This window comes from Priestia sp. RMT2NF4 (genome assembly GCF_047872835.1).
GTDB classification, from domain to species: Bacteria; Bacillota; Bacilli; order Bacillales; family Bacillaceae_H; genus Priestia; species Priestia zanthoxyli.
On sequence record NZ_JBLQZO010000002.1, the window covers coordinates 120,660 to 145,969 of the forward strand.

Here is a 25,310-nt window from a genome sequence, read left to right on the forward strand (position 1 = left end):
ATAGCTATAAAAAGCAATTATTTTTAGTTAGTCCTTTGTCATTCAATTAGTATACTCATGAACATGAAAAAAGAATGACAAATGAACTGTCATTCTTTCTCCTACACATGGCAAGCGTATAGTTTTCTTCACAAGGAAATGAAACATGTAATTCCACTTTTCACAGCGTAACTTGTTTCTACTCTTTAGTATCATTAAATGATAAGGTCTAAACATCCACAAATTACCATGTATATACTTCTTGGCCTCTAGGAAACTTAAGGAAAACAAGGAGGTGACACAACATGGCAAACAACAAAAGCAGCAACAACAACGAATTATTAGTATACGGTGCTGAACAAGCAATCGATCAAATGAAATATGAAATCGCTAGCGAATTTGGTGTAAACCTTGGTGCTGATACAACTGCACGTGCAAACGGATCAGTAGGCGGCGAAATCACAAAACGTCTTGTTCAATTAGCTCAGCAACAACTTGGCGGCGGACGCTTCTAAGACAACTTTATAATTGATGGCTGAAGGAAGAATGGATTTCCATTCTTCCTTTTTGTACGAATAAAAAAGGAAGGAGAGATTATATGCAGCAAAATCAACCGGCTAAAGAAAATGCGGGCTTTACTGAAAAATCAGCAGCTTCTGCAACAAATGCTCAAAAAGTAAAACAAGAAATCCAAAGAGACATAAATGAAGGACAAGGTGCAATGACTTCTCGAGAAGCAGGCGCAATGCGCGATTAAAAAAACACTTTAAGCAGTTTTTAATCACGGACTCTTTATATAAGAACCTATAAAAGTACCTCAATTAACCGAGGTACTTTTAGCAGTCTACTCTATTTCGACGGGGGAAATACTGTGACTTCGGGTGTGTTTCATCAGGTCTATACTGGTGAAACACAAAGGCAAACGGTCTAATCCCCAATATATAAAAGGCAAGCCTGCCTTGTCCACCTGAAAAATAATTAGTTTGTATTTTGTCCCTCGCCATTCAGCCCTTCTTTTATGTACGCGTTAACCTGACTATTTGAAAGCAACCCAATATGTCCAATGTCATAAAGCTGAATATATTTCTATATCTTGAACAAACCAATCAAGACGCCGTGAAGCATCTAACCACCTCTTTATTAACGTAATACCAATTGTTAGAAACAACATGTAAAAAGCTCTCTATCGAAAAATAAAGAGCTTTTTCTTATCAACGAATTCTCTATTTTGACAAAGATTAAGTGTATATCAATGGATTGCATAAAATAAGTAAACAAGACCATATTAAATATGAATGATAGGTATAAAAAGTATATTTCCTTCCAAACCATAGGAGATCGTATATGAATAATTATAAAAATGACAATACTGCAAGACGCTATATTGCTCATGTTAGTATATTTGGAACGACTCAAATTCATTTAAGAAACCCCTATATTGTTGCTTGGTGGTCAGCAGCTTTTCCTGGATTTGGACACCTACTACTGTCTAAATATCTTCGCGGCTTTGTGTTATTTATATGGGAGGTCGTCATAAACCTTAAATCTCATGTAAATTTAGCAATGATTTATTCTTTTCAAGGAAACATCGATATGGCCAAAGACGTGCTTAATACAAGATGGCTTCTTATTTATATTCCCGTTTATATTTTTGCTATATGGGATAGTTACCGAACAACCGTTGATTTAAATAAAATATACGTGTTAGCTGAAAGAGAAAATCATCGGTTCAACTCGTTTAGTATAGGAGCCATGGAAATAAACTATTTAGATAAACGGAATCCCATCTTGTCCGTTGCCTGGTCCTTATTGATGCCAGGTCTAGGACAACTCTATATTCATCGGATCATTGGTGCTTTCTTTGTTATCATTTGGGCAGTCATTTTCTTTTATTATTCCCATCTACTTGAAGGGATTTCTCTGCTATTTTTAGGAGAAATAAAACAGGCTACTTCCGCTTTAAATAAAGAATGGCTGTTATTTTTCCCTTCCCTATATGGTTTTGCTACCTTTGATTCCTACATGAATACTGTTGAGAACAATAAACTTGTGGAAAGAGAGCAAAAAAACTTCTTCGAGAAAACGTATCAACATCCAAACTTCTGTATTGTGAAAGGAAAAAAGGTGGAGTGAAAACATGCAGGTCTTTTCTACATTTGAATACTCCAGTTACATAGAGTTAGCTGTTTCGGAGCTAGAGAGAAAAGGGGTAAAGAAAGAAGATATATTTATTGTTCCTCTTAATAATCGAACAGAAAATCGCCGGATTTTTGATAGCCTTCATCGAGCAGATGGAGTTTCTCTTATTGATTTAGGAATGGCTTTAGCCACAGCCTTTTCCGTCATTGGTGCAAGCATTGGCTTTAAACTAAGCTGGGGCCCTATTTATTGGGGAATTATTAGTGCTTTTATCGGATTTAGCTTAGGATTGGGAATTAAACTATTTATATTTAAAGTAATCAGGAAAAATCAACGACTTCTGCGTGGCAAACATTCAGAAGTCATACTCATTGTGGATTGTCGTACCGTGGATGCCGAAATGGTTGAACAAACTTTGTGGAAAAACCTTGCCTTAGGTGTTTCGAAAGTCAGATCTGATGGCTTATAAAAATAAGTCATCACCGTACAATATAATAGCGAGATGCAGGATGAATGAATTACTATTCAGGATTAGAGATAACTTCCTTGACGGATTGAGGGAGTTTTCCTGTTTTCAAGCTGTATACTCTTTAATTAGCATAATTTCATTTATTAGAACCAAAAAAGCTCTTAAAAAGAGCTTTTTTGGTTCTAACATACGTTAAATGCCATTCTACCATCCTCTTTGATTTCTTAATGTGGTAATATGAGCAATATGATGCTTTCCATGCCAAGCGTAAGTGGCTATTAATTGCTCAATCGTCACTTCCCCATTTTCAGGATGGTGGATCATTTTCTTCAAATCTTTTTCATCAAGTGAGTTTAAAACTTTATGCAGACGCTTATGTAAAGCTGAAAAAAGTTGAAGAGAAACTTCTATCGGTAAATCATTATCAGGCAGATTCGACCAAGCTACTTCATCATAGGCCTTAATAGTAGGTGCTTGCTCTGTTAAGCCTAATTTAAAACGAGTATAAGCATTCATATGTGAGTCAGCTAAATGATGGACAACTTGACTTAATTTCCAACCGCCTTCTCGATAAGGCGTAGCTAACTGCTCGTTTGTCAGCCCTTCTACAGCATAAGCTAATTGCTTTGGTGCATCTCCAATGTCATGAATCCAACCTTGAATATCTTCTTTTTGAATATTTTTCTTCACGGTAAATTTTCCAATGGGATATTGATTAAACATACTTCTTCCTCCCTTTCTAATTTTGTTAATATCTATTATATCAATTTTAAATATAAATAAATTCAAATATTCAGAATTAAATATAGGTGAAAAATTATAATTTATAAATATGGTGTGTACTTTCAGTTACCCTCATGTACCTTCTACGCAGTACAAAGACCTGGCTTTGCTATAATTCATGATAATTTTCCCCCTAAATTAGGCCGTTTTTAATAAAAACAATAAACATATAGAAAAACTTGCCGTAAAATTAAGTTGAGGTGAGTAAAATGAGCAGTGATTATAAAAGCTATTTCTACAAAAAGTTCTTTTTAATATATTTTATTACCCTTTCATTATTTATTATCGTTGATATTATAGAATCAGGAATAATTACACTTTTTTCTTTTGCAGACAGCTGGAATTTCATTTTGTATCAAATTGGTTTTTGTTTAATTGCTATTGGCTTTTTTAGTGCCTTCCTTGCAACCTTATTATGGAAAATAAAAAAAGTTAAATAAATACGTCATAGCTCCCCACAGAAATAACAAAAGACCTTCAGCTATTAGAAGATCTTTTTTGGATAGTTGCTTTAAGCGCTTATAATCTTGACTGAGAATCATTGGTTTGCCCAATTACTTTTTCCACGATGTACTGATATCCATATAAAACAACGGCTAAAACCGTAGTCATCCCCCAGTACATGCTTGGCGACATCTTTTTCATTTTAAATATGCCCACTTTTTTCAAAGCACCGCCAAAAGGGAAAATATTAAACCAGTCTAACACCGTATTGGCAAGTATGTATTTTAGAAAAGAGCCGTACGTTAGCTTAAATATCCAAAGTGTTCCTATTAAGTGCGGACCTAAAATATAAGTAAAATCTATAGGTGCTTTAGGAAATAAAGGATTGTTATTTCTAAACCATTTTTTCTGATTGGCAATGACGGTAAACACAATGATGAATAAGTTAGCGAAAGTAGCTACAGGCAAAAAACGGACAAATGATTTTGTTCCTATAAAAGGCGCGGTTAACCATGGAAAGATTAGCACGCTTAAAGAAATGATCAATTTTCTTTTATACTTACGCATGAATTGTCTCCTCAAACTATATTTTCCAAAATATTATTACCTAAAATTGAAAGGTTATGTAATATACCACAACGATTCCAGGCAAAGATAACCTGGCTAACGATGACATACGTTTATTTCTAGTGACGATGGCATTAGAATCCAATCTTCAAAAAAAGAAGCATCTAGCCTTTAAAGACTAAATGCTTCTCCTCCTTTACACCTTATAAATTTCATTAGACGACAGCCAGTCAACGAATTGATGATACGGATAATATGTAGTCCCTTTCAGCTCTATTTTTGGAGCTCCAGGATATTTAGTTAACAGTTCTTCAATTTCACCCTTACTCAAATGAAAGTGATAGTGCAGATCTTTTTCTTTAATCAAATAAGGATATTTTGATTTCCTTTGAGGTTTACTAAAATTTTTTAAACCATCGCCTATAAAATAACCAAGGGCAGCTAATCCTAACGCTAACCAAAAAAAGTTCATTTCCAAAACAGGATACACCCCAAACATTTCTAATAAATACATTCTAGCGTAAGATTCATAACAAAGAGATCTTACTTTATAAGATCTCTACAAATTAGCCAGTTTTTCATCAGCTATAAACTTCATAAGTATACCTGCCCCTGAAACATTTAATAATATGCTGCTGCCTAAAATAACACCATATAATAATCCAGCTATATGTAATGTTAAAGCTAAAATCAGAAAGACTGTTCCTATACCGACCAAAAATAATCCCAAGCTTCGATTATCCATCTATTTCACCACCAAAAAAATAAATATAGTTATATTTTAACATAATTATACTTATTTTACTTTTAAATGTTAAAATAGGCTTATTGATGAGCGGGGAGATTATAGGATCATGAAAAAAGTTATATCGTTTTTAATTTCTACCTTGTGCGGTAGCTTAGTTCTTTCTGGACTATCTTTTTCTAATGGTTACGAGCAAATGAGCTTAAACCATTTTCTAGACCAAATAATGTTTGGATTTATGTATATTGCACTATTTGTAATTGTATTAGGAATTCCTTCTTCTTTCATAATCGATGCTATTGTAAAGAATCAAACGAGGCATAAATATATAGTTGAGCTAGTATGGTATGTTGTGTTCGGTGTTATAACTGCATTCATTAGCTCCGTACTTATTTCACTACTTATCTCAATAGATGATCGTAAGTTTTTTATAAACTTGAGTTTAGTTAAACCATTCCTCTTTTTTTCTCTTAGTTGTTCAGTGCCGTTTGGAATCTGCTCTACCTTGTTGAAATTTAGAGTAAAAAAGAATTTTTTTAGTAAATAAATAGTGTACATCCTTCTAGCTTCTTATAAAAATCAAAAAGTTTAGAACCACAGTGGTTCTAAACTTTTTGATTTTTATCTATATCGCCTTGCCGAAAAGAATTGGACAATGGGAAAAATAATTAAAGAAAGACATATCGCTGCAAATAAAGATATGTTGCCAAAATCATTTCTTCTGACGAAAATAATTCGATCTAGTACCCAAAGAACAAAAAGAGCTATTGTTAGGATATGATAGCTTGTCTTTGCACTGATAGCAGCAATTTTCTTTCCCATTTCATCTTTTTGTACTTTTTTATCAGATCCCCATGTACTAAATTGCAACCAGGCAATTAATAAAAGGACAATTCCTAGAATACTATTTAGATTTAATTTCTTGTCATTTATAAAATCCGTTATGTATAAAGTAAGCAGCCCTAAAGTAATAATACCTAATATAATACCTCCAACTACATTGTTTCTTCTCTCCTTATTCACCATAAATCCCTCCTGCTTCTATACAAAAATAATTCGTCATCACTTACATTAAAATTCTGTACTACTAGAAACGCTAGAACTAACTTGAATCATACTTAATAATTTCAACAGTATTAATCATTTGCCTGGAAACTTAGCACGCATTCACTAACCCCTCCGAGGATAATTTCTTTGGTTTCCTAAGGTTCTTTCATTCGGTGGTGCATTTATATCCCTCTACACCAACATGTAAAACATCTTTTACATATATAGTTTATGGTAAAAATTTCATAATGTCAAACACCTTTTACAAAATTATTGAATTACTTTATGGTATTAGTAACTCCAAAGACAGTACCTTTAGAAAACATCGTCTAGTTTACCTATTACAGTAAACACTACAATCCTTACTTTTATCTTGGAATACCGGCTCGTTTTATCAGCACAAAAAAAGCACCTAATTACTACAGGTGCTCCTTTTCTAGATGTGAATACAAATAAACCAATCTACTAATATTTTACGTGATAATAACCTCTGCAAAAAAACGAATTCTTCGGTTTAATCGCAATTAAAAATGAGTTATAGATATCTGAGCCAGAAATGAATGTATTTATCCAACATACAAATAATAGGATGGATCTAATATTTCCTGATACATAGAACGACGTAATAGCAGGAACTATCGATAATACAAGAAAAGGCAAGCTCATAAAGATCCAATATCTCGTTTTAGATAGAGTTGCATTTGTATTGAGCCAGAAAAATATTCCGCTAAATGTCAAGCTCACATCACCTTTTTTATATACGACTAAAACGTGCAGACATTCATGAATAGCAAAGACAATCATACCCATTATAATAAGATAAAAGAGATTGATGTGAGTAAAGTCTGCTCCAAAGAAATAAGGTATCAATAGAATAATAATTTGAAGTAAATATACAAACTTCATATAGTGTTTTCGATACCACGTATTCTGGATAAAAGGCGTCCATTCAGAAAAGTCCATGCTTATTTGTGGCAAGTGGCGAAACCAACTGATGATAAGCGTTCCCTCCCTTGTCCAAACTTCCACTAATTATGCGTTTGTTTTAACGTAAAATCTCCTAATATATATTACACTTTATTATTTAAATATTGAGTAAGTAAATACACTGCAGCATTTGTGAGTTGATCAATATGTCCCTCCCCCCTAATATAAAGAATATATTGATTATATTTCCATTTTATCATAGGTTAGTGGATGAACACGATATACCAACTTAGTTATATAAGCAAAAAGGACGATAAGGAATACGATGTTAAAATTAATTATGATGGTTCCTTTAGTTAAGAATGGAGAGTTGATATGAAAACAACTAATAGCGAAGAGTTAGGTGACCAATGGTATGGAGTAAAGGTTCTTTATAAGCACTTAATAGTGGGTAAACCTAATACAGAAAAGATCGACGAAAATTATGAAGAACATCAGATATTTGAAGAAAGTATTTTATTAATTAAAGCCCAATCATTTGATCAAGCCTATGAAATTGCAGAAAAGAAAGCAAAAGAATGTGAAAAAAGCTATACCAACGTTTATGATCAGACTGTGCACTTCCAATTGATTGAGAGTTTAGATGCCTTCCTCTTATGTGAAGAAGAGGAGTTACCAAATGGTTCGGAAGTATATTCACGTTTTTTACACGTGCCTAAAAAAGAAAGTTTAGCTAATGTCTTATCTAGGTACTATCCGGAAGTTACAGAGGATGAAACAGAGCTGATACGCAAAAGCTTCCTTTTAAGGAATAGAGATTTTAATTGAAGATTCATATTAAATATAAAAACAAGATATATACGATATACGAACTTGATCAACATAATGTACTAACTTAAAACATAAGTAAGAGACGCCACTTGCTTTAAATGGCGTCTCTTCTTTTAGAATATTTGAGTAAAAGCTACAATTAAAATCGTAATCCCGCTGATTAACGTTCCAAATTGACCTAATGTAAATTTCCCAATTTGAACATTTGCTGCTTTTTGCCCCACCATTACGCCTAGCCATACCGTTATAAAACTACCAAATGCTGATGTGAGCGAAATAGCTAAAGGTGATAAACCAAGTAAACCCGCTCCTAGACCGTTTGTAAGTGCATTGGCTGAAAGTGCAACACCTAGCACACTACTTTCAACCCAGCCAATATATCGTACGTTTTCTTGACCACTACTATCTAATTCATCAATTCCATTATTTTTTTGGGAACCAACTAATAAAATAATTCGAATTCCAATTAGCGTTAATAATACGACGGCTACAATAACATGGAAAACTCCTGGTAAGATGCTTGAAATCCATCTACCAAACATAATCCCGGTCATACTAAAGAGGAAACAAATAGCTGCTATTAGTAAATTCGAAAGCCATTTGATCCTGATTTTTCGTACTCCATAAGATATTCCTACACCAAAGTTATCTATACTTGATGACAGGGCAAAACCTAAAATGAATAACCATTCCATTTTGTATTCTCCTTTTGATGATAATATTGAGGAAATTTGCTTACTTGTTGCATATATTGTTGATAAACCTTCAATAAAATGATTACTGCGCGTTGAAAAATATAAAGAGGTGAATCGCAATGTCTAACATCCAAAATGAACAAAGCCTTGGTCTGTTATTACGGTCTTTATTAAAGGAAAATGCTTTATCTATGCGGAAACTAAGCTCACTTACGGGGATTGATACGGCAACTATTTCACGGATTATAAATGGAAAGCAGCAAGCAAACCTACATCATTTAAAGCAATTTGCACACTATTTAAATACGCCTCTTGAAGCATTGATTGATCCTGCTGAAGCTGCTTCAAACCATACAGAAAATGAACTAGAAACAGGCATTCATTACTCCATCGATAAAATTCAAGAAATACTTAAATCTTTTAATATAGCAGATACCAACTTCACGATTGAACGTGTAAAACAAGAACTAACAAAATATAAGCAATATGCACAGACAGACGAAGGACACAGCATGATCATAAATAACTTTCAATCCAAAATAGAGCAAGTAGGAAGCGTTGGTACTTTCATCGACCAATTAAAGCAAATGTATCTTGAATATTGTAGCGAAGAAACCTCAGCCGCCAAGCGCTCTATATTGGGAAGTGCACTATTGTATTTTATTTTGCCTACCGATATTATTCCAGACTACGTCTTTCCAATCGGTTATTTAGACGATGCAATAGCTGTACAACTAGTGATGAATCAACTTACGGAATAAAAACTGAGTTTTATTAAGGGAACTGAACGCGGCATTCCGCTATTTATTGTGAAAATGGAACTTTTTCTGAACCATGACGATGAGCAGGTAAATACTCTATTTCCTTCTTTAATTTAGATAATTCCTTTGGCACAATCTTTTTAATAATTTTTTCTTTTTTACATGGCTCGCATGACTCATGGTTGCATCTATGTGCACACATACCTAAAGGGATTTTCTCTCCTACAAATGGATCTATATAGACTCCATTTTCAAATAACTTACTCTTAATAAGATGTTCATTTTGCAATCTGCAGCAATTAACACAATAGTACATTTGTTTTCACTCTCTTTCTTATACTTGATTTTGAAACATCTTATGAGAACTCATCAACAGAAGTGCTTGTTCCTACATGAAAAGTTGAAAAAATCTCAACAGGCGTTGATGAATACTCAACACACGTTACTTACAAACATATAGTTTAATCATGACATCACTACGAGTGTCATAATTTGAGGAGGGATAATGATGAAAGCAAGAGGAATTGCTAACGCCGTAATTGGTATTTGGTTTGTTATGGCCCCGTGGATGCTTGGGTTTTCATATAATGCAGGGGCTACGTCAGCAAGTATTGTATTTGGAAGCCTTCAAATGATTATGTCTTTTTGGGGAGTTACTAAACCCGGATGGAATTCATGGCAAAATTGGATTTCGCTCGTTACCGGATTATGGTTTATTCTTTTTCCCTTTATTTATTCATTAACAGACGGGGTGCTTTGGTCTAGCGTCATACTTGGGTTAATGACCGTATTACTTAGTTTATGGAGCTTAAACTCTAAAGCAAGATTAAAATTAAAAGCTGTAAGTTAAAAAGCGAATAATATTCCACTTTTTGCTTAAACTACTCAAGATACCGCAACGTATCGACTATGTGAGAAATAATTCTCCTAGCAGAAAAGCTCCCTACGGAAATAGGGAGCTTTTTCTGCTTTTTATGTAAGGGTTGTACAGATTTAGTCAACGTAATGTATTTTATAGAAAGCTATAAAAGAGAAAAGGTAGATCACATTTGTGATCTACCTTTTCTCTCCATTACGGAGTCATCATTACTTTTTTAACACGGGTATCCATATTTCACTTTTAAAGGTTGGCGACGTTACATTTTTATGTTCATTCCATAAGATTTCCGGTCCTTCTACTTGTTCATAAGTTGAGGCCGGAAACCATTCTGAATAAATTCGTCCCCATACATCTTGTAATGTGTCAGGAAATGGTCCGACTGCTTCGAATACAGCCCATGTTCCAGCTGGCACTTCAAGTTGTACTAAATGATCGGGACAATCCTTAGTTGTGGCTACACCGATATAATGGTCCAGCTGCCCTTTTTCCTCCATTCTCCCTTCAGAAAAGTTCACAGATGCACTAAGCAAACCTAATGGTGTAACATTAGAAAGTTCTTTTAATTCACGTATTGTTTCATCGTTCAAGCTTTCCCACATAGCAGCAATCTTTGGATTGACTCCATGAAAGATTATTGGAACTCTTTCTTTAATACCGACTATATGAAAGTCTTCTTTTTTTTCAATGCGATAATTCATCTCATTTCCCCCTTTAATTGATAACTGAAAGGTCATTTTTGGAAATGCTTTAAGTGAACTGCCGCTCTTTTTAGCTTCGGAAGGAGTTATACCATGCAAATTTTGAAAAGCTCTTGTAAACGAATCTGGTGAGCTGTAATTGTACTTGATCGCAACATCAATGACTTTGATGTTACTATCTTTAAGTTCAAATGCTGCAAGTGTAAGTCGTCTTCGGCGAATATATTCTGATAAAGTAATACCTGCAAGAAAAGAAAACATTCTTTTAAAGTGATACTCAGAGCAAAGAGCCAGCCTTGCTACTTCTCTAAAATCGATATCATTGGTTAAATTCTCCTCAATATAGTCTAAAGCTCTATTCATATTTCTAAGCAAATCCATTTATATGACCTCCCTTATTATCAGAATAGCAGGATTTGAATAGAGCTATCCGACATTTCATGCACAGTTATGCAGGCTTTTTTCTTCTGTTCATAAGTTTTCACAAACTTAAACAAGCTATTCAAGATGCAATTTTAGTTAACATAATAACTTTCGAAAACAACAAATAAAGAGCCTTAAAGTATAAGGCTCTTTATTTGTTCTCTATTCACCTGTGTTTTTATGAGCAAATCCCAACCAAAATAGCAATTACACTGCATCTGTCATTACATATAAATGGGATGGCGCAATTTTGTTTTCTAAAATTACGTATGGATGGCATTTCATTAAAGCGAGCTTAAGAACTTCTGGTACTCTCTCTTCATCATAAGCGCATACTAAATACAATCCGCCTTTATTTACTAATTTATCGGCTTCATTTTCAAACTCTTCTAGAATAGGTATAATTCCTTCTTGCTGTCCCCATTCTACATGAGCCCATATTTGAAAAGATGTATTGTTTTTATAGAAAGGATCTAAGTGTCTAGAAAGGTGTTCAAAGATTATGGCAGGCTGAAAACTTCCACTTGAACAGTAATAATCAAAATTATTAATAGTATGTATATAGGTTAATTGATCTTTAGTTAGAATTCCCTCTAATTTTTCAAAAATTAATGGAATTAATCTTTCACTTTCTATAACTAAAGTATGTCTCTTCTGTTCAATACCCGAAACAATATAAGACACAAGATTGTCTAAGTAACTTTTCATATCGTCAATGTTGTAGTAAATATGAACGCTTTCATTATTCTGTATTAATTGAGCAAACTGATTTTTCAAATATGTACGCTCCCTTATATAAAATCAACCTAAATTTTAAGCCTCTTAAAATAGTAATTTGTTTATCTGTTAGAAAGATTCTACGCTTTGCGTTCCTGCATGTCAAAATTGGATGTTCTTCCCTTTGTTTTGGGGTGGACAGCTTTTTTAGAACAGTGTATCTATATTGATTGCAAACGTTTGCGACAATTATTCTAGCAGCTTGACTAAAGGATACTATACCCTTTTCAAATACGATTAAAACCTAACAAGAAATGATTATGGAATTAAACTTTTGTACACCTGTATAAATAGAATTACCTGTTAATATTGCGGTTCCTAGAAGCCATCCCACCGTAGGAGAGTACTGAAATACATTTTTCAAAGCCATCCCTAAAGAAATAGCTGCCATTCCTAACATTAATAAAAGGACAGTAATGCCTTGCTGTCTTTGCATATATACCACCTCAGATGCTTTTTCTTCTAATCATTGTTTCCTCGGCTGCTCTTTTTTCCCTACAATCCAAGCTAAAGATAAAATTGAAACAGTTACAACTACTGCCGTCAACATCCCTATATCCACCTCTTCTTCCTTATAATTACATTGCAACATACCTTTAGAACAGTATTTAAACATACCTATCATAATTAGACTTAGTTAACTTAAAATATGTTGTTGGTACAAAGAAAAAAACCATATTTCTAGGGCTTTTCATTTTAATACATATAGAGCGTAACTCTCTTCATTAGAAAATCCAAGTTTACTAGCTAATACTTTTGACGCTTCATTATTATTATCGCAATCCCAAGCAGGCATAACATTTTTTTCTAAACACTTTTTTATAAACTCTTGACCTACTATCTTTCCCAGTCCCTGTCCTCTATAGCTAGAATTAGTCACAATATCGATTTCAGCTATTGTTCCACTATGAAAGATCGACACACATTCAGCGACAATATTTTCTTTATGGATAACACAAACGCCTAACCCGTTTTTCAGAAAATGACTTTCTGATCCCCAGTAATCCACTATATATGATTCGTTAAAATTCTTACTTTTTCTTAAAGCGTCGGAGTTAAAATCTTTTAACTCATAAAGATCGGGAAGATTATACTTAGAAGGAACTTTTGAAGGAACAAATCTATACTTAGAACGCATCATTTTCTTTACGTACGGTTCGAAAGTCTCGTCAAAAAAAGCCTCCCAGTCGGTCGATGGAGTAAAAACAGTAAAACGTTTTTCCTTACCATAAACATTCTCAACAAAGTAACGATAGAGAGATTTATTAAACACCCCATCATTTCCTTTACCAAATACATAATAGTCACCTGCAGGTATTCTAAGAAATCCTGACGTTGGCCTCATACGATCATTTACATACACAGATTCTTCAATAACGTGATTAACGACAGAAAAAGCAAATGTAGGAGTCTTAAATGACGCTTTTAAAATGTTATGTATCTTATCATAATCTTTTGGTTCTAAATAATACATTTTATCTACTCCTCCTTAACAAAGTATATGTTTATATATTTGTTAATTAATACCACACAAGACTATTTTACTGTAAACTGAATACTACAGATTTAACAATATCTAATTTATAAAAATATCGTACATCAACATGTTAGCAGGAGGAACTTATGATATCGCTTCATAGAATTTTAAAATTGCGTGATTTAGAGATTTTCCATGTAACAAGAAATGGAAGAATCATATCATATGTAGTCATTGAAGACACTCGAAGTCCATTTACAGAAGAAGACAAAAAACTAGATCCATTATGTTACATGGATGAAGAAGATATTAACGCAATTTTAAACGTCTTTAGGATTTCGATCATTAATGATGAAAAATTAAATGAAAAAGATTCAGACCTTATAACATCGTTCTTTTCAGACTTTGTTAATAATACAAATTTAACAAACTTTATTATAAAAGAATACATTCAAGAAGATTTGTATGATCATGAAGTTAATCTAAAATTCTTCAATAAAATATTAAAAAACATAGGCTCAAATTATAGTATTGAAGAATTTGATGAAATCAACTGGATTTATTTATCTCAGGATTAAGACCGTGTACACAAACCACCCTCTTAGGCACATAGAAAAAAAGAGAACCCCTAGGGAAGTAAGGGTTCTGAAAGAGTCACTTTTATAGAATATGCCGCTTTTTATACACCTTTCATTTAGTTGGCTTTTGATTAGGAGGACCAACGTAATCGATGAATTAAAAGCGCACCTTTTATTCATATGTTAGAACACATCCAAAGTAGTATTTATATTCAAAAACATGTTAAAATCTAGTAGGCATTTATACTCAAATACGTATAAATGAACCCTTACAAAAAAAGCAGCCTCGCTTGCCAATGCCGGGGCTGCTTTTTCTTATTTTTCAAGGACTTTTGTCTTAAAAATGGACGTATACCCTGCGAACAAATACTTAGAAATCACATATGATAATATATCTTCTAAGTGAAGGAGGTATGCTATTATAGAAAACTTGGTTAGTTATATTAAAGATTTAGGCTTTCCAATTGCCCTATCTTTTTACTTACTTGTTCGCATTGAAAGCAAATTAGATCGAATTACAGAACTGCTTCAAATTCTTATTGAAAAGAAGGACAAGCAATAAGCAGACTTCTGTTTTTATACCCAAAGCGAACTCGTACCTTCGTCTTCAAGATGCAGCACGTCCACTTCTATTCCTTTATCATATCCATGCTCTCCGCCTGGAAGAACAATCAGTGCGTTTGCTGCAGCTAATGACGAAATAGCGCCTGACTTGTCCATGCCAACAGGCGTTACTAAGAGCCTTCCGCCTTCGTCTGTCATTTCTCCCCGTACCATTCTTGTGAATGCATTAGGCTCTTTAAAACGGCCGTTTAACACCGCTTTTGTTTTATGTAAATGAGGCGCCGGTGAATGTAAAAAGCTGCGAACAATCGGACGTACAAACAGTTCAAACCCGACATAGCAAGCAGATGGGTTTCCTGATAATCCAAACAGCAGCTGTCCGTTTCGTTCTGCGACTGTTGTGACGCTTCCCGGTCGCATCGCAATTTTGTTAAACAGCACATTGGCACCAAGCTTTTCATAAATAGCCGGCAAATAATCATAGTCACCAACGGATACCCCTCCGGTTGTCAGTAAAATATCCACTTCTTCAAGTGCTTTTTCTACCGCTTCATAGCAGCGGTCAAAATCATCTTCAAGCTTCCCTAAATATTTCGGAATTCCCCCGCTTCTTACGATTTGCGCAAGTGCCATATAAGAGTTGCTGTTGCGGATTTTTCCTGGCTCTAGAGGCTCGTTTACATCAAGCAGTTCACTTCCCGTTGTTAACACGCCAACCACCGGCTGCTTCACCACGGCTACATCCGCATAGCCAAACGTAGCTAAAAAAGCCGTGACGCCCGGATTAATGCGCGTTCCTTTTGAAACGAGCACGTCTCCTTTTTTTGTTTCTTCTCCTTTTAACGCAATGTGTTCCCACTTTGAAGCAGGCCTGCTTAACGCCATATACGTTTTGCCTTCTTTTTCATACGACTTCGTTACTTCAAGCATCACAACCGCATCACATGAATGAGGCACTTGCGCTCCTGTCATAATGCGCACTGCTTGAAACGGCTTTACTTCTTCTTCAAAAACAGAGCCAGCGCCGATTTCACCTACAACTTCGAACTCTACAGAATGTTCATTTGATACTTCTACGCAGTCTTGTGCTTGAACCGCAAAGCCGTCATAAAGCGATTTATTAAAATGAGGCACGTTTTGGTCGGCAATAATATCTTCTCCTAAATAGCGCCCGTAGCTTTCGGTGATCGATACGCGTTCGATGCTGCCTTTTCTTTTATATGTCATAACTTTTTCAATTGCTTCAGGAATTGAAATAGGTGTTCTGCTTTCTAACATACATTCTTCACTTCCTTTATGTCTGTTCACTTTTTACGCTATGGTGTAAAATCATAGCATATCTCACTATTTCTATCATACAACAAAATTTACTGAAAAAGGATGAAAACACCGATGTCTTCTTTTACACATTTTAATGACCAAGGCCGTGCCAATATGGTCGATATTAGCGAAAAATCTATCACTCGCCGCGTTGCAACAGCTCGTTCAAGCATACTCGTTAACAAAGAAATTCACGAAGCCATTGTAGAACATAAAATCGGAAAAGGCGATGTGCTTGCTGTCGCACAAGTAGCAGGGATTATGGCAGCAAAACGCACGTCTGACATTATTCCGATGTGTCACCCTCTTTTATTAAAAGGCGTAAACCTTTCATTTGACTGGGATACAAGCAATGACAAGTATCGTTTATTAATAGAAGCAACTGTTAAAACGGAAGGCTCAACGGGCGTTGAAATGGAAGCTTTAACTGCCGCTTCTGCCTGCGCTCTAACCGTTTATGATATGTGCAAAGCCATTGATAAAGGCATGATTATCGGCGAAACATATCTGCTTGAAAAATCAGGCGGCAAAAACGGTGACTACAAGCGTACGGAAGCGTAAAGGAGGTACATAATGAGCGTACATGAACATAAATCCAAAGCAACTCAGCCCGTTCGCTGCAAAGTCATTACGGTATCCGATACACGTACAAAAGAAACCGATAAAAGCGGCGCGCTAATGATCCAACTTCTGAAAGAACACGAGATGCAGGTCGCTTCCTATGAAATTGTAAAAGACGATCAAACGTCGATTCAACAAGCGATACTTGCCGGATGCAGTGCTGAGGACATTGACGTTGTTCTCACAAACGGCGGCACCGGCATTACAAAACGAGACGTCACAATTGAAGCCGTTCAAGCGCTGATTCATAAAGAAATCGTCGGGTTTGGCGAGCTGTTTCGCATGCTGAGCTACACCGAAGACATTGGCAGCGCAGCGATTATGAGCCGGGCAATTGCCGGGACGATTAACGAAAAAGCCGTTTTTTCTACACCAGGATCAAGCGGTGCTGTTCGCCTAGCTATGACCAAACTGATTTTGCCTGAACTTCGCCACGTTGTGTGGGAATTAAACCGCCAGCGCTAACAAAATGCCTATGCTTGCGCATAGGCATTTTCATTAATCATAGTCTTTATGTACCCACTCATCTTCTGGAATGCCTAAATCTTCTCCAGAAAAACGCTCTTCTTTAAACGGATCTCCTCTAAGATGAAAGCCGTTTTGCTCCCAAAAGCCCGGATGGTTTTCATCAATAGCTTCAAAGCCTCGAAGCCATTTGACACTTTTCCAAAAGTACAAATGCGGCACAACCAATCGCAGCGGATATCCATGCTTAGGTGTAAGCGGCTCTCCGTTAAAGGAATGAGCGAGAAGAATATCGTCTCTCAGTAAATCTTTTACTTCAATGTTTGACGTATAGTCATTATCTCCGTGCAGCATGATATATTTACTTTTCAACTCCACGCCAACTGCTTTTAAAAAGTCTGTAAACAGCACGCCCGTAAATTCATTATCAAGTCTTGTCCATCTCGTTACGCAGTGAATATCACATTTCACCGTTGTTTGAGGCATGTTCAATATATCTTGATACGAAAGCGTCACTTCTTTGTCTACCAACCCAAACACGCGAAGCGTCCACTCCTCTAAGTTATACTCCGGCACGTCGCCTTCATGTAAAATGGGAAAGCGCTCTGTTACTACCTGACCCGGAGGCACTCGTCCTTCATACTTTGGATCAATTTCCGGTGTTTTCATTCGTTTAATACGGTCTGCTTTGTTCATAGGTACCACCTCTTTATTTTTTTATCAGCGTGCACTTTGCTGACTTGTTTGATTCGTTTCGACTCCTTTATCTCGCAGGAAAAACATCGCTGCTAATGTAAGTACATACGGCACCATCATCGTGAACTCGGTCGGTATTGAAAAACCTTGCAGTCGTGTGCTCACCGCATCCATTAAACCGAAAAGTATACTCGATGCTAAAATACCGATCGGATGAGACTGACCGAGCATCATCGCAACAAGTGCAATAAATCCACGCCCTGAAGTCATGCCTTCTGAGAACATCGTGACTTGCCCTAATGAAAGCTGTGCTCCTGCAATCCCACACAGAATTCCGCATGCTGCGATCGCAAACAGCTGATATCTTATTGCTTTTAACCCAAGCGTACTTGCTGCTACTTGATTGTAGCCTACTGCTAGAAGACGAAAACCAAAAATCGTTCGATAAAAAAAGATATAAAAAGCAATAGCTGCTAAAAATGCAAAATAGACAAGCGGTGACTGCCCGGAAACAATGTCGCCGATTATAGGTATGTCTTTAATTAAAGGTATATCCCATGTGCCTATTCCGTGCATGTTTTTATCGTAATAGGCACCTTTTGTATGAAAAATAGTCCGGAGTAAAAATGTCGTTAAGCCCAGTGCTAAAAAATTAATAGACACCCCAACAACAATTTCATTCGCTTTAAACATCACGACCATCATTCCAAAAAGCAACGCAAAAAGTAAGCTTGCTCCAGCCGCAATCACGATCGCAAAAAAGACATTGTGAGTATAATAGTTACCGGCAATTCCGCTAAAAGCCCCAATCAATATCAGACCTTCTAGCCCTACATTAAATATGCCCACGCGCGCGCAAAGCATTCCGCCTAGCGCCGCTAATAATATAGGCGCAACCATTCGCAGCGTTGCATTTAACAGTGACCAATCAAGCAGCTCCACGAATATCAGCTCCTTTCTTTTTTGCTTTCCACCACTGCTTTGTGAATTTTGCTGAGATAAATAGAATGAGTACAGCTTGCATAATACTCGCAATTTCTAACGGAATTTCTGTATTACGCTCTAACCCCATCGCTCCTGTTTGCAAAGCGGCAAGTAAAAGAGACGTAAAAATAATGCCGATTGGATTCGATTTTGCTAACAGAGCAGCCATCACTCCAGTCCATGCATATCCAGGAACGGTAAGCGCACCGTCTACAAATCGGTACTGTGAACCAAGCACTTCAAACCCTCCTGCTAATCCAGCCAAGCTCCCGCTAATAAACATACTGAACAGCATGACTTTTACTTGATGAATGCCTCCATACGCTCCGAACAACGGATTTTTTCCAGATGCGTTCACTTCGTACCCAAACACAGAGTAGCGAAGCACTGTCCATAGCAGTAGCGCACCGATTAAAGCAATGATAAATCCGACATGAAGAGGCATTCCTTGAAACACTTTTCCAAGCCACGCCGATTGCTCAATCATAGGCGTTTGAGCGAGAGCTGCTGAGCCTGTTTTATCTTGAAATGGGTGACCTGCTAAATAACTTGCAAATAAAACAGCGATATAATTTAATAAAAGGGTCGAAATGACGAGCTGAATTTTAAACGCGGCTTCCATCCATCCTGCTAAAACGGAAAGCAAACCTCCTGCCACAACCGCAGCGGCAATAGCCGCTATCAGCTTGACTACCCCTGGAGCCGGCAGGTAATAAGCAACAATCGCTGCACTGATAGCTCCAACGACCATCTGTCCTTCTCCGCCTAAATTAAACACACCTGCTCTAAAAGCAAATCCGACACCTAACGCAATTAACAGAATAGGCGTAGCGCGAGCCAGCGTAGTAGTGAAGAAATAAAAATTACCAAACGCTCCATTCCAGAGCTCTGTATATGTTTGGAAAACCGAACCACCTGTTAAGGAGATAATAATGCCTCCTATTGCTAAGCCAAAAATGACCGCAATAATTGGTTGGATTAATGATTTAAGAAGTTTCTGCAACTGTATCACCTTCTACCGTTCCTCCTGCCATTAATATGCTTAGTTTCTCTTCCGTCGCTTCTTCTCTTGCAAGCTCTCCAACAATACTGCCTTCGTACATCACTAAAATTCGATCTGATAGTGAGATAATCTCCGACAGCTCAGAAGATACAAGTAAAATAGCCGATGCATTATTGCGTTTTTGAATCAAAGCGTCGTGAATACGTTCCATTGCCCCAATATCCACTCCTCGCGTTGGTTCGGCAGCAAGTAGAAAAGAAGTGTTTTGGCCAAGCTCTCTTGCAACAATCAATTTTTGCAGATTCCCCCCTGACAGTTCTCCTGCTTTTTGCTTAGATGAAGTGGCTTTAATCGAAAATTCATTTATCCATTCCTCCACGCTCGAATTGAATATCTTTCTTTTCAGCCAGCCCATTTTCGAGTAAGAAGCTTTATACTGATAGCCCATCAGCGCATTTTCTTCGATCGTATCGTCTTTAGAGGCTCCCCACATATAGCGGTCTTCTGGAATATGAGCAATTCCTGCCTCTCTTCTTTCACGCACAGATCGCCCTGTAAGATCTTCATCTCCAAGTTTGATACTTCCGGTGTCTGTTTCTACTAATCCAGCAATTGCTTGAAGCAGCTCTGACTGCCCATTTCCTGAAACCCCTGCAATACCGACAATTTCGCCTGCAGAAACGTGAAGAGACACATTTTGCAACACGTTTTTTTGTCCTTTTCCTTTTAAAAAGAGATTTTGTACGCTTAAATGAGAAGTGCTTTGTGATGGCACTCTTGCAGGACGCTCTTTTAATTCTCGTCCTACCATCAGCTTGGCTAAATGGTGAGCATTAGTAGATTCTTTATTTGTGACGCCGGCTACTTTACCATTTCGCAGAACCGTGATGCGGTCCGCTACTTCCATCACTTCTTGCAGCTTATGTGTAATAATAATGATGCTTTTTCCTTGTGAAGCCAAAAAACGGATTGTTTTTAATAGTTCCTTCACTTCATGAGGAGTAAGTACAGCGGTAGGCTCGTCTAAAACAATGATTTCTGCTCCTTGATACAGCACTTTTAAAATTTCAATCTTTTGCTGTTCTCCAATTGAGCAATGCTTTACTTTTTTATGAACATCTACTGAAATCTGATAGGTTTGGGTTAATTGCTGAACATCCTCTTTCGCCTGCCTTCTATTAAAAAAGAGACCTTTCTTTGGCTCATGCCCCAAGACAATATTTTCAGCCACTGAAAAATGAGGAAAAACCATAAAATGCTGATGCACCATGCCTATTCCGTTTTTAATCGCATCCGCAGGAGATGAAAACGAGACGGTTTTCCCATGTAGCTGAATACTTCCTGAACTCGGCTTTTCCATTCCGTAAAGCATCCTCATCAACGTTGTTTTACCAGCACCGTTCTCTCCGACCAGCGCGTGAACCTCGCCTTTTTTTAGCGTAAAAGACACGTTATCGTTTGCTAAAAATGAACCGTATTTCTTCGTTAAATTCGTTAACTGCAGCAGCTCACTCATTCCATTCATTGCTCCTTTCCCCTTTAGGTTTTTTTCAAAAATAAGAAAGAGAAGCCAGCCTTACTCGACTTCTCTTCTCAACTCACTTTGCTAACGGATCTTTTACCACTGTTTTTCCATCAATAATCGAATCTTTAATTTCTTTTAATTGATTAATCACATCTTGTCCTACAAAGTCACTAAGAGGCGTCTTGCTGTCTTGAGTCACATACGTTAACCCAACACCTTTTTCTTTTAAGCCGTATGTCACTACGCCCGATTTAAATTTGTCATTTGCGAGTGCTTCTACCGTTTCATAAGCAGCTGCATCAGATCCTTTTAACTGCGATAAAACGATATGCTCAGGATCTACTTCCGTACGGTCAATATCTTGTCCTGCCGTATAAAAACCTTTTTCTTTTGCTGCTTCAAATACACCCAAGTCGCCTACTGCTGATGCTCCGGCGATAAAATCAGCGCCTTTTGAAGCTTGTAAAATAGCAAGTTCTTTTGCTTTAGCTGGATCAGAGAAGCTTCCAACATAGTTTACTAGAAACTCTGCTTTTGGATTTGTTGATTGTAATCCTTCTTTAAAACTTACCGTCCATTTTTTTAATAATGGAATATCATCAGCTGCAACCATTCCTACTTTATTCGTTTTCGTAATCAATCCTGCCGCTGCTCCTAATAAATATGAAGCTTCTTGCTCACGAAATACAACGCTTCTTACATTTGGTAAATCGACCACTGTATCAATAATCGCAAATTGACGCTGCGGATTTTCTTGAGCTACTTTTTTCAACGCATCTTCGGATTCAAAAGAAGATGTAATAATCAAGTCATAATTTTCGGCTACCGCAGCACGCAAATTACTTTCAATGGCTGCTTGGTCCGTAGATTCAATTGTCTTTACATCAATGTTATACTTCTTCCCAGCGCGCTTTGCTCCATCATCCATTTGCTGAAAAAACGGGTTAACCCCAATCTTTTCAGGCAAAACAAGAGCAATTCGCTTCTTTCCTTTCTCTTCACTTCCACTGCTTTTTGTACTTTTTGACTGACAGCCAGTTACGAGTAGTACAAGCGCAACTGCTAAAATAAGAAATCTCTTCATTTAACTTACTCCCCCTATAATATAAAAAAAGCTCTTCCTTTATATAAAGGAAGAGCTCGTTAACCAAACGTCTCTTCCTCATCTTCAAGAACATACTGTTCTTAAGGATTTGGCACCATTCTGTCATAGACAGCGGTTGCCGGGTTTCACAGGGCCAGTCCCTCCACCTCTCTTGATAAGGAAAACAATAGCTATTTATTTTATGTAATATAGTCAATATTAATAGTTTTTCAACAATTGTCAATATTATTTTTCTTTTTCACGCAAAAAAACTTTAAAAACAGATAGGATTATACGGTTTTAGTCTACTAAAATATAAAATAGAAGTTAAAGCCTTTACCTCATTTCTTGAATCATTCTATACTTCTTCACAAAGCACTTATACTGAATCTGTTGACGGTCAAGAGGGTTTAGTGGTAGCAAATAAGTTCTATTATATCTCTTCCGTTAATGTGTTATTAATTGAAACCACTTTACCAATAATGTTAGACTTTTCCTTAGTAATATTGTTAAGAGGTGTTAACGGTGAAATTAATGAAAGAACTATCTGGCATAGCTATTGGGCTTATTATCGCTTTAGCCGTTTCAAAAACATTTTTTGATACCCCGACCAACATTGGAATCATAGTTATTTTTATTACTAGTATGATCGTAACAGGGATAGCAAGAGTAAAACTAAGATGAGATAATCTAACAAAAAAACGCCACCTTTTATTCGCAAGGTGGTGTTTTCTTTTAATGATTTTAGTATGTAGTAATTCCAAGTGAAGGCTTTTACCCTTCTCCATCAATCATCGTATACTTCCTAGCAAAGCGCTTGTAGTAAATTTGCTCATCCTCTTGTCCATTGTTAAAAACAAGTCGGTTATGATCAATATCTTTCTCTTTTAACACATAGCCTTTTTCATCCATCAGTTGAATATATTCATCTAAATGTCCTTTTTTCACCATATAGTAAAGAACATTATCTGAATCCGTAGTCTTTGCTACATCTTGACTTCCCACTTCTAACTTGAATACGGCTGTTGCTGTTTGAATGGGACGGTAGTCTCCAAACACCTTTTCCCAGTTTAGTAGCAGCAGCGCGCCGAAGATTATGATACATCCTCCAGCGGCTACGGTTAGTACAAATCGTTTTGACACTTCTTTCTCTCCTTTACATTCTTTTTCTTCTATTTAACACAACAGATTGCCCTAAACTTGTTTTGACGCCAAGCCCTAGATACACAGCAGCACCTAAAGCTATTGAAATACAAGACGTGCTACTCGCAAGTGAAGATGCAGACAGCTTATTTTCTAAAAAATAGTGAGAAGCATAATTGCCAATAAGCACAGCGGCTGACATCACACTTACTAATAAAACAGGCGTCAACGCGGCTTTTCCTAGTGATTGAACTCGGTAAGAAATGGATTTTTCAATTAAATAAAAGTTATAGATAACCGATACACCATATCCTCCGTACGTCGCGACAACAGGTCCAATTTCTTTTAAGCTTGAAACCAACAGTACGTTTAGTACTATCTTCACAACAATACCTAAGCCCAAGCCAAAAATTAATTTCTTTTGCTGATTAATTCCTTGAAGAATCGCGGCTGTTACGGTAAAAAGAGCAAATAAAATGGCAGCAGGCGCATACCATTGTAAAACAACTCCACCGATTTCAGGACTGTTTTTCGCTCCAAAGATCATCATATATACCGGCTTACCCAATAAACAAAGCCCCACCGCAGAAGGAAGAGTAAAAAACAACAGCAGCTGCAGCGTTTTTGTAATCTTTCCTTTTACTTCTCGTAAATTTCCTTGCACAAAAGAAGATGTAATACCCGGAATCAGCGACATGCTGAAGGCAGTCGCTAGCGATACCGGCACCATTACTAAAATTTGCGCTAACCCAATGACAGAGTTGATTGTTTCGGCTTTAGCTTGTCCATACCCTATTGATTGAAAAAGCATGTTAATCGTAAACGTATCAATATTTTGATAGATTGGAATAGCTAAACCAACTAATACAAACGGAACAGCGTACGTCACAAGCTCTTTGAACATTAAAGAGAACGGAACAGATTTATTATTCTTTCCGCTGTTCACTTCCTTCATAATCAGCCGCTTGCGCTTTAGATACGTCGCACCGAGAATCCCTATTCCCCCTACGCCTCCAATAAACGCTCCAAACGTACCAATTCCAACAGCTTTTGTCATCGTGCTATGAAAGAGATGAATAACAGCGTATGCTCCTGCTAAAATAAACAGTACACGCACTATTTGTTCAATAATTGTACTCAGCGCGGATGGTCCCATGGACTGGTTACCTTGAAAGTAGCCTCGTAATAGACTCATAGGCGGGATAATAATTAAAGCAAAGCTCACCATTCGAATCACGTATACCACGTCTTTTTGACTATTTCCTGAGGAATCTTTTCCGTTAATCACTAGCTCAGCGAGCGAAGGCGCCATGGTATAGAGGACTAAAAATCCTATTATGCCTGTTATCGTCATTAATAGAAGGCCTGCTTTTAATAGATCTTGCCCTGCCCTGTAGTTTCCAAGACCGTTATATTTCGATACATACTTCGAAACAGCAAGCGGAAGACCCATTGTCGATAAGCTTAGCATCAAGGTATATGGACCGTATGCATACTTATAAAGCGCGTAACCTGACGTTCCGACTAGCGCTGTAAACGGAATAATATAAATAAAACCCAAAATCTTTGTTAGCAAAGAAGACGCTGTTAACAAAAGCGTACCTCTCATCAAATTTTTTTCCATACATCAAAACTCCAGCAATAAATATTATATTTTTAACAAATACTTGATTTATTGTATCATA

Annotated in this window: 33 protein-coding genes, 1 pseudogene and 1 riboswitch; of the genes and pseudogenes, 13 read left to right on the plus strand and 21 right to left on the minus strand. The window is 36.6% G+C overall.

The features are described 5' to 3' along the window. Positions 1 to 284 precede the first annotated feature (284 nt). The gene (locus ACMX9J_RS09730) at positions 285 to 494 is read left to right on the plus strand and encodes an alpha/beta-type small acid-soluble spore protein (RefSeq protein ID WP_047750082.1); all 210 of its coding nucleotides are present in this window, start codon (positions 285 to 287) and stop codon (positions 492 to 494) included. 83 nt (positions 495 to 577) lie between these two features. After that, positions 578 to 736, plus strand: a complete 159-nt coding sequence (locus ACMX9J_RS09735) for a hypothetical protein (protein WP_165636196.1) — start codon at positions 578 to 580, stop codon at positions 734 to 736. 221 nt (positions 737 to 957) lie between these two features. On the opposite strand, the pseudogene ACMX9J_RS09740 reads toward ACMX9J_RS09735, so the two are convergent. Next, positions 958 to 1,059: pseudogene (locus ACMX9J_RS09740) on the minus strand (esterase); the annotation flags it as partial. Positions 1,060 to 1,323: 264 nt separating this feature from the next. Between ACMX9J_RS09740 and ACMX9J_RS09745 the strand changes: the two are divergent. Next, on the plus strand, positions 1,324 to 2,112 hold the full coding sequence (locus ACMX9J_RS09745; protein ID WP_047750081.1) for a hypothetical protein: 789 nt from the start codon (positions 1,324 to 1,326) through the stop codon (positions 2,110 to 2,112). Between the two features lie 4 nt (positions 2,113 to 2,116). After that, complete coding sequence (locus ACMX9J_RS09750; protein ID WP_416225742.1) at positions 2,117 to 2,587, plus strand: hypothetical protein; 471 nt, start codon at positions 2,117 to 2,119, stop codon at positions 2,585 to 2,587. Positions 2,588 to 2,791: 204 nt separating this feature from the next. On the opposite strand, the gene ACMX9J_RS09755 is transcribed toward ACMX9J_RS09750, so the two are convergent. Further along, positions 2,792 to 3,310 carry a YfiT family bacillithiol transferase gene (locus ACMX9J_RS09755; RefSeq protein WP_047750078.1) on the minus strand — a complete coding sequence of 173 codons (519 nt, stop codon included), beginning with the start codon at positions 3,308 to 3,310 and terminating at the stop codon, positions 2,792 to 2,794. Between the two features lie 269 nt (positions 3,311 to 3,579). Here ACMX9J_RS09755 and ACMX9J_RS09760 point away from each other — a divergent pair, with 269 nt between their 5' ends. Next, entirely contained in the window at positions 3,580 to 3,810 is a 231-nt protein-coding gene (locus tag ACMX9J_RS09760) for a hypothetical protein (RefSeq protein ID WP_047750077.1), read from the plus strand. A gap of 79 nt (positions 3,811 to 3,889) precedes the next feature. On the opposite strand, the gene ACMX9J_RS09765 is transcribed toward ACMX9J_RS09760, so the two are convergent. From ACMX9J_RS09765 to ACMX9J_RS09785, 5 genes are all read right to left on the minus strand, one after another. After that, on the minus strand, positions 3,890 to 4,381 hold the full coding sequence (locus tag ACMX9J_RS09765) for a hypothetical protein (RefSeq protein ID WP_416225743.1): 492 nt from the start codon (positions 4,379 to 4,381) through the stop codon (positions 3,890 to 3,892). Positions 4,382 to 4,577: 196 nt separating this feature from the next. Continuing rightward, positions 4,578 to 4,859 carry a hypothetical protein gene (locus tag ACMX9J_RS09770; RefSeq protein ID WP_025749994.1) on the minus strand — a complete coding sequence of 94 codons (282 nt, stop codon included), beginning with the start codon at positions 4,857 to 4,859 and terminating at the stop codon, positions 4,578 to 4,580. Positions 4,860 to 4,940: 81 nt separating this feature from the next. Then, entirely contained in the window at positions 4,941 to 5,126 is a 186-nt protein-coding gene (locus ACMX9J_RS09775; protein WP_028414911.1) for a hypothetical protein, read from the minus strand. Positions 5,127 to 5,747: 621 nt separating this feature from the next. Then, entirely contained in the window at positions 5,748 to 6,152 is a 405-nt protein-coding gene (locus ACMX9J_RS09780; protein ID WP_047750070.1) for a hypothetical protein, read from the minus strand. A gap of 486 nt (positions 6,153 to 6,638) precedes the next feature. Further along, positions 6,639 to 7,136, minus strand: a complete 498-nt coding sequence (locus tag ACMX9J_RS09785; RefSeq protein WP_416225845.1) for a DUF3267 domain-containing protein — start codon at positions 7,134 to 7,136, stop codon at positions 6,639 to 6,641. Between the two features lie 339 nt (positions 7,137 to 7,475). Between ACMX9J_RS09785 and ACMX9J_RS09790 the strand changes: the two genes are divergently transcribed. Further along, a complete protein-coding gene (locus tag ACMX9J_RS09790) occupies positions 7,476 to 7,928 on the plus strand; it encodes a DUF4288 domain-containing protein (RefSeq protein ID WP_416225744.1) in 453 nt (150 codons plus the stop codon). 116 nt (positions 7,929 to 8,044) lie between these two features. Here the strand turns inward: ACMX9J_RS09790 and ACMX9J_RS09795 are convergent, their stop codons facing one another. Further along, entirely contained in the window at positions 8,045 to 8,626 is a 582-nt protein-coding gene (locus tag ACMX9J_RS09795) for a manganese efflux pump (RefSeq protein ID WP_416225745.1), read from the minus strand. Between the two features lie 119 nt (positions 8,627 to 8,745). On the opposite strand from ACMX9J_RS09795, the gene ACMX9J_RS09800 reads away from it, so the two are divergent. Next, positions 8,746 to 9,387 carry a DUF1232 domain-containing protein gene (locus tag ACMX9J_RS09800; RefSeq protein ID WP_028414916.1) on the plus strand — a complete coding sequence of 214 codons (642 nt, stop codon included), beginning with the start codon at positions 8,746 to 8,748 and terminating at the stop codon, positions 9,385 to 9,387. A gap of 43 nt (positions 9,388 to 9,430) precedes the next feature. On the opposite strand, the gene ACMX9J_RS09805 is transcribed toward ACMX9J_RS09800, so the two are convergent. Next, a complete protein-coding gene (locus ACMX9J_RS09805; RefSeq protein ID WP_416225746.1) occupies positions 9,431 to 9,703 on the minus strand; it encodes a DUF3973 domain-containing protein in 273 nt (90 codons plus the stop codon). 189 nt (positions 9,704 to 9,892) lie between these two features. On the opposite strand from ACMX9J_RS09805, the gene ACMX9J_RS09810 reads away from it, so the two are divergent. Further along, positions 9,893 to 10,237, plus strand: coding sequence for an SPW repeat domain-containing protein (locus tag ACMX9J_RS09810; RefSeq protein ID WP_416225747.1), 345 nt, complete (start codon positions 9,893 to 9,895; stop codon positions 10,235 to 10,237). A 236-nt stretch (positions 10,238 to 10,473) separates the two neighbouring features. Here the strand turns inward: ACMX9J_RS09810 and ACMX9J_RS09815 are convergent, their stop codons facing one another. The 4 genes from ACMX9J_RS09815 to ACMX9J_RS09830 form a co-directional block, all read right to left on the minus strand. Beyond that, on the minus strand, positions 10,474 to 11,346 hold the full coding sequence (locus tag ACMX9J_RS09815) for a GyrI-like domain-containing protein (RefSeq protein WP_176343546.1): 873 nt from the start codon (positions 11,344 to 11,346) through the stop codon (positions 10,474 to 10,476). 249 nt (positions 11,347 to 11,595) lie between these two features. After that, entirely contained in the window at positions 11,596 to 12,165 is a 570-nt protein-coding gene (locus ACMX9J_RS09820; protein ID WP_028414918.1) for an MEDS domain-containing protein, read from the minus strand. Positions 12,166 to 12,409: 244 nt separating this feature from the next. After that, a complete protein-coding gene (locus ACMX9J_RS09825) occupies positions 12,410 to 12,601 on the minus strand; it encodes a hypothetical protein (protein WP_416225748.1) in 192 nt (63 codons plus the stop codon). 255 nt (positions 12,602 to 12,856) lie between these two features. Next, positions 12,857 to 13,639, minus strand: a complete 783-nt coding sequence (locus ACMX9J_RS09830; RefSeq protein ID WP_416225749.1) for a GNAT family N-acetyltransferase — start codon at positions 13,637 to 13,639, stop codon at positions 12,857 to 12,859. Positions 13,640 to 13,788: 149 nt separating this feature from the next. Between ACMX9J_RS09830 and ACMX9J_RS09835 the strand changes: the two genes are divergently transcribed. After that, positions 13,789 to 14,220 (plus strand): terpene synthase, encoded by a 432-nt coding sequence (locus ACMX9J_RS09835; RefSeq protein ID WP_416225750.1) that lies wholly within the window; start codon positions 13,789 to 13,791, stop codon positions 14,218 to 14,220. A 430-nt stretch (positions 14,221 to 14,650) separates the two neighbouring features. Then, the gene (locus ACMX9J_RS09840) at positions 14,651 to 14,782 is read left to right on the plus strand and encodes a YvrJ family protein (protein ID WP_306430480.1); all 132 of its coding nucleotides are present in this window, start codon (positions 14,651 to 14,653) and stop codon (positions 14,780 to 14,782) included. A gap of 14 nt (positions 14,783 to 14,796) precedes the next feature. On the opposite strand, the gene glp is transcribed toward ACMX9J_RS09840, so the two are convergent. Next, positions 14,797 to 16,062 (minus strand): gephyrin-like molybdotransferase Glp, encoded by a 1,266-nt coding sequence (glp, locus tag ACMX9J_RS09845; protein ID WP_416225751.1) that lies wholly within the window; start codon positions 16,060 to 16,062, stop codon positions 14,797 to 14,799. Between the two features lie 114 nt (positions 16,063 to 16,176). Here glp and moaC point away from each other — a divergent pair, with 114 nt between their 5' ends. Further along, positions 16,177 to 16,665: a cyclic pyranopterin monophosphate synthase MoaC gene (moaC, locus tag ACMX9J_RS09850; RefSeq protein WP_033580001.1), complete on the plus strand. Its 489-nt coding sequence runs from the start codon at positions 16,177 to 16,179 to the stop codon at positions 16,663 to 16,665. A gap of 12 nt (positions 16,666 to 16,677) precedes the next feature. After that, positions 16,678 to 17,190: a MogA/MoaB family molybdenum cofactor biosynthesis protein gene (locus tag ACMX9J_RS09855; RefSeq protein WP_047750056.1), complete on the plus strand. Its 513-nt coding sequence runs from the start codon at positions 16,678 to 16,680 to the stop codon at positions 17,188 to 17,190. A 33-nt stretch (positions 17,191 to 17,223) separates the two neighbouring features. Here ACMX9J_RS09855 and ACMX9J_RS09860 read toward each other — a convergent pair whose 3' ends face one another. The 5 genes from ACMX9J_RS09860 to ACMX9J_RS09880 form a co-directional block, all read right to left on the minus strand. After that, positions 17,224 to 17,886 (minus strand): sulfite oxidase-like oxidoreductase, encoded by a 663-nt coding sequence (locus ACMX9J_RS09860; protein ID WP_028414925.1) that lies wholly within the window; start codon positions 17,884 to 17,886, stop codon positions 17,224 to 17,226. A 24-nt stretch (positions 17,887 to 17,910) separates the two neighbouring features. Next, positions 17,911 to 18,828, minus strand: a complete 918-nt coding sequence (locus ACMX9J_RS09865) for an ABC transporter permease (RefSeq protein ID WP_049165977.1) — start codon at positions 18,826 to 18,828, stop codon at positions 17,911 to 17,913. After that, positions 18,815 to 19,882: an ABC transporter permease gene (locus tag ACMX9J_RS09870; protein ID WP_335707326.1), complete on the minus strand. Its 1,068-nt coding sequence runs from the start codon at positions 19,880 to 19,882 to the stop codon at positions 18,815 to 18,817. Before ACMX9J_RS09870 ends, ACMX9J_RS09865 begins: the two co-directional genes overlap by 14 nt. After that, positions 19,857 to 21,389 carry an ABC transporter ATP-binding protein gene (locus ACMX9J_RS09875; RefSeq protein ID WP_416225846.1) on the minus strand — a complete coding sequence of 511 codons (1,533 nt, stop codon included), beginning with the start codon at positions 21,387 to 21,389 and terminating at the stop codon, positions 19,857 to 19,859. Before ACMX9J_RS09875 ends, ACMX9J_RS09870 begins: the two co-directional genes overlap by 26 nt. 82 nt (positions 21,390 to 21,471) lie before the next feature. Further along, complete coding sequence (locus ACMX9J_RS09880; RefSeq protein ID WP_033579996.1) at positions 21,472 to 22,482, minus strand: BMP family protein; 1,011 nt, start codon at positions 22,480 to 22,482, stop codon at positions 21,472 to 21,474. A gap of 75 nt (positions 22,483 to 22,557) precedes the next feature. Beyond that, positions 22,558 to 22,664: riboswitch (SAM riboswitch) on the minus strand. Positions 22,665 to 23,007: 343 nt separating this feature from the next. On the opposite strand from ACMX9J_RS09880, the gene ACMX9J_RS09885 reads away from it, so the two are divergent. Then, positions 23,008 to 23,166, plus strand: coding sequence for a hypothetical protein (locus ACMX9J_RS09885; RefSeq protein WP_155278274.1), 159 nt, complete (start codon positions 23,008 to 23,010; stop codon positions 23,164 to 23,166). Positions 23,167 to 23,256: 90 nt separating this feature from the next. On the opposite strand, the gene ACMX9J_RS09890 is transcribed toward ACMX9J_RS09885, so the two are convergent. Next, positions 23,257 to 23,625 carry a hypothetical protein gene (locus ACMX9J_RS09890; RefSeq protein WP_328141732.1) on the minus strand — a complete coding sequence of 123 codons (369 nt, stop codon included), beginning with the start codon at positions 23,623 to 23,625 and terminating at the stop codon, positions 23,257 to 23,259. 13 nt (positions 23,626 to 23,638) lie between these two features. After that, positions 23,639 to 25,249, minus strand: a complete 1,611-nt coding sequence (locus ACMX9J_RS09895; protein WP_416225752.1) for a putative polysaccharide biosynthesis protein — start codon at positions 25,247 to 25,249, stop codon at positions 23,639 to 23,641. Positions 25,250 to 25,310 lie beyond the last annotated feature (61 nt).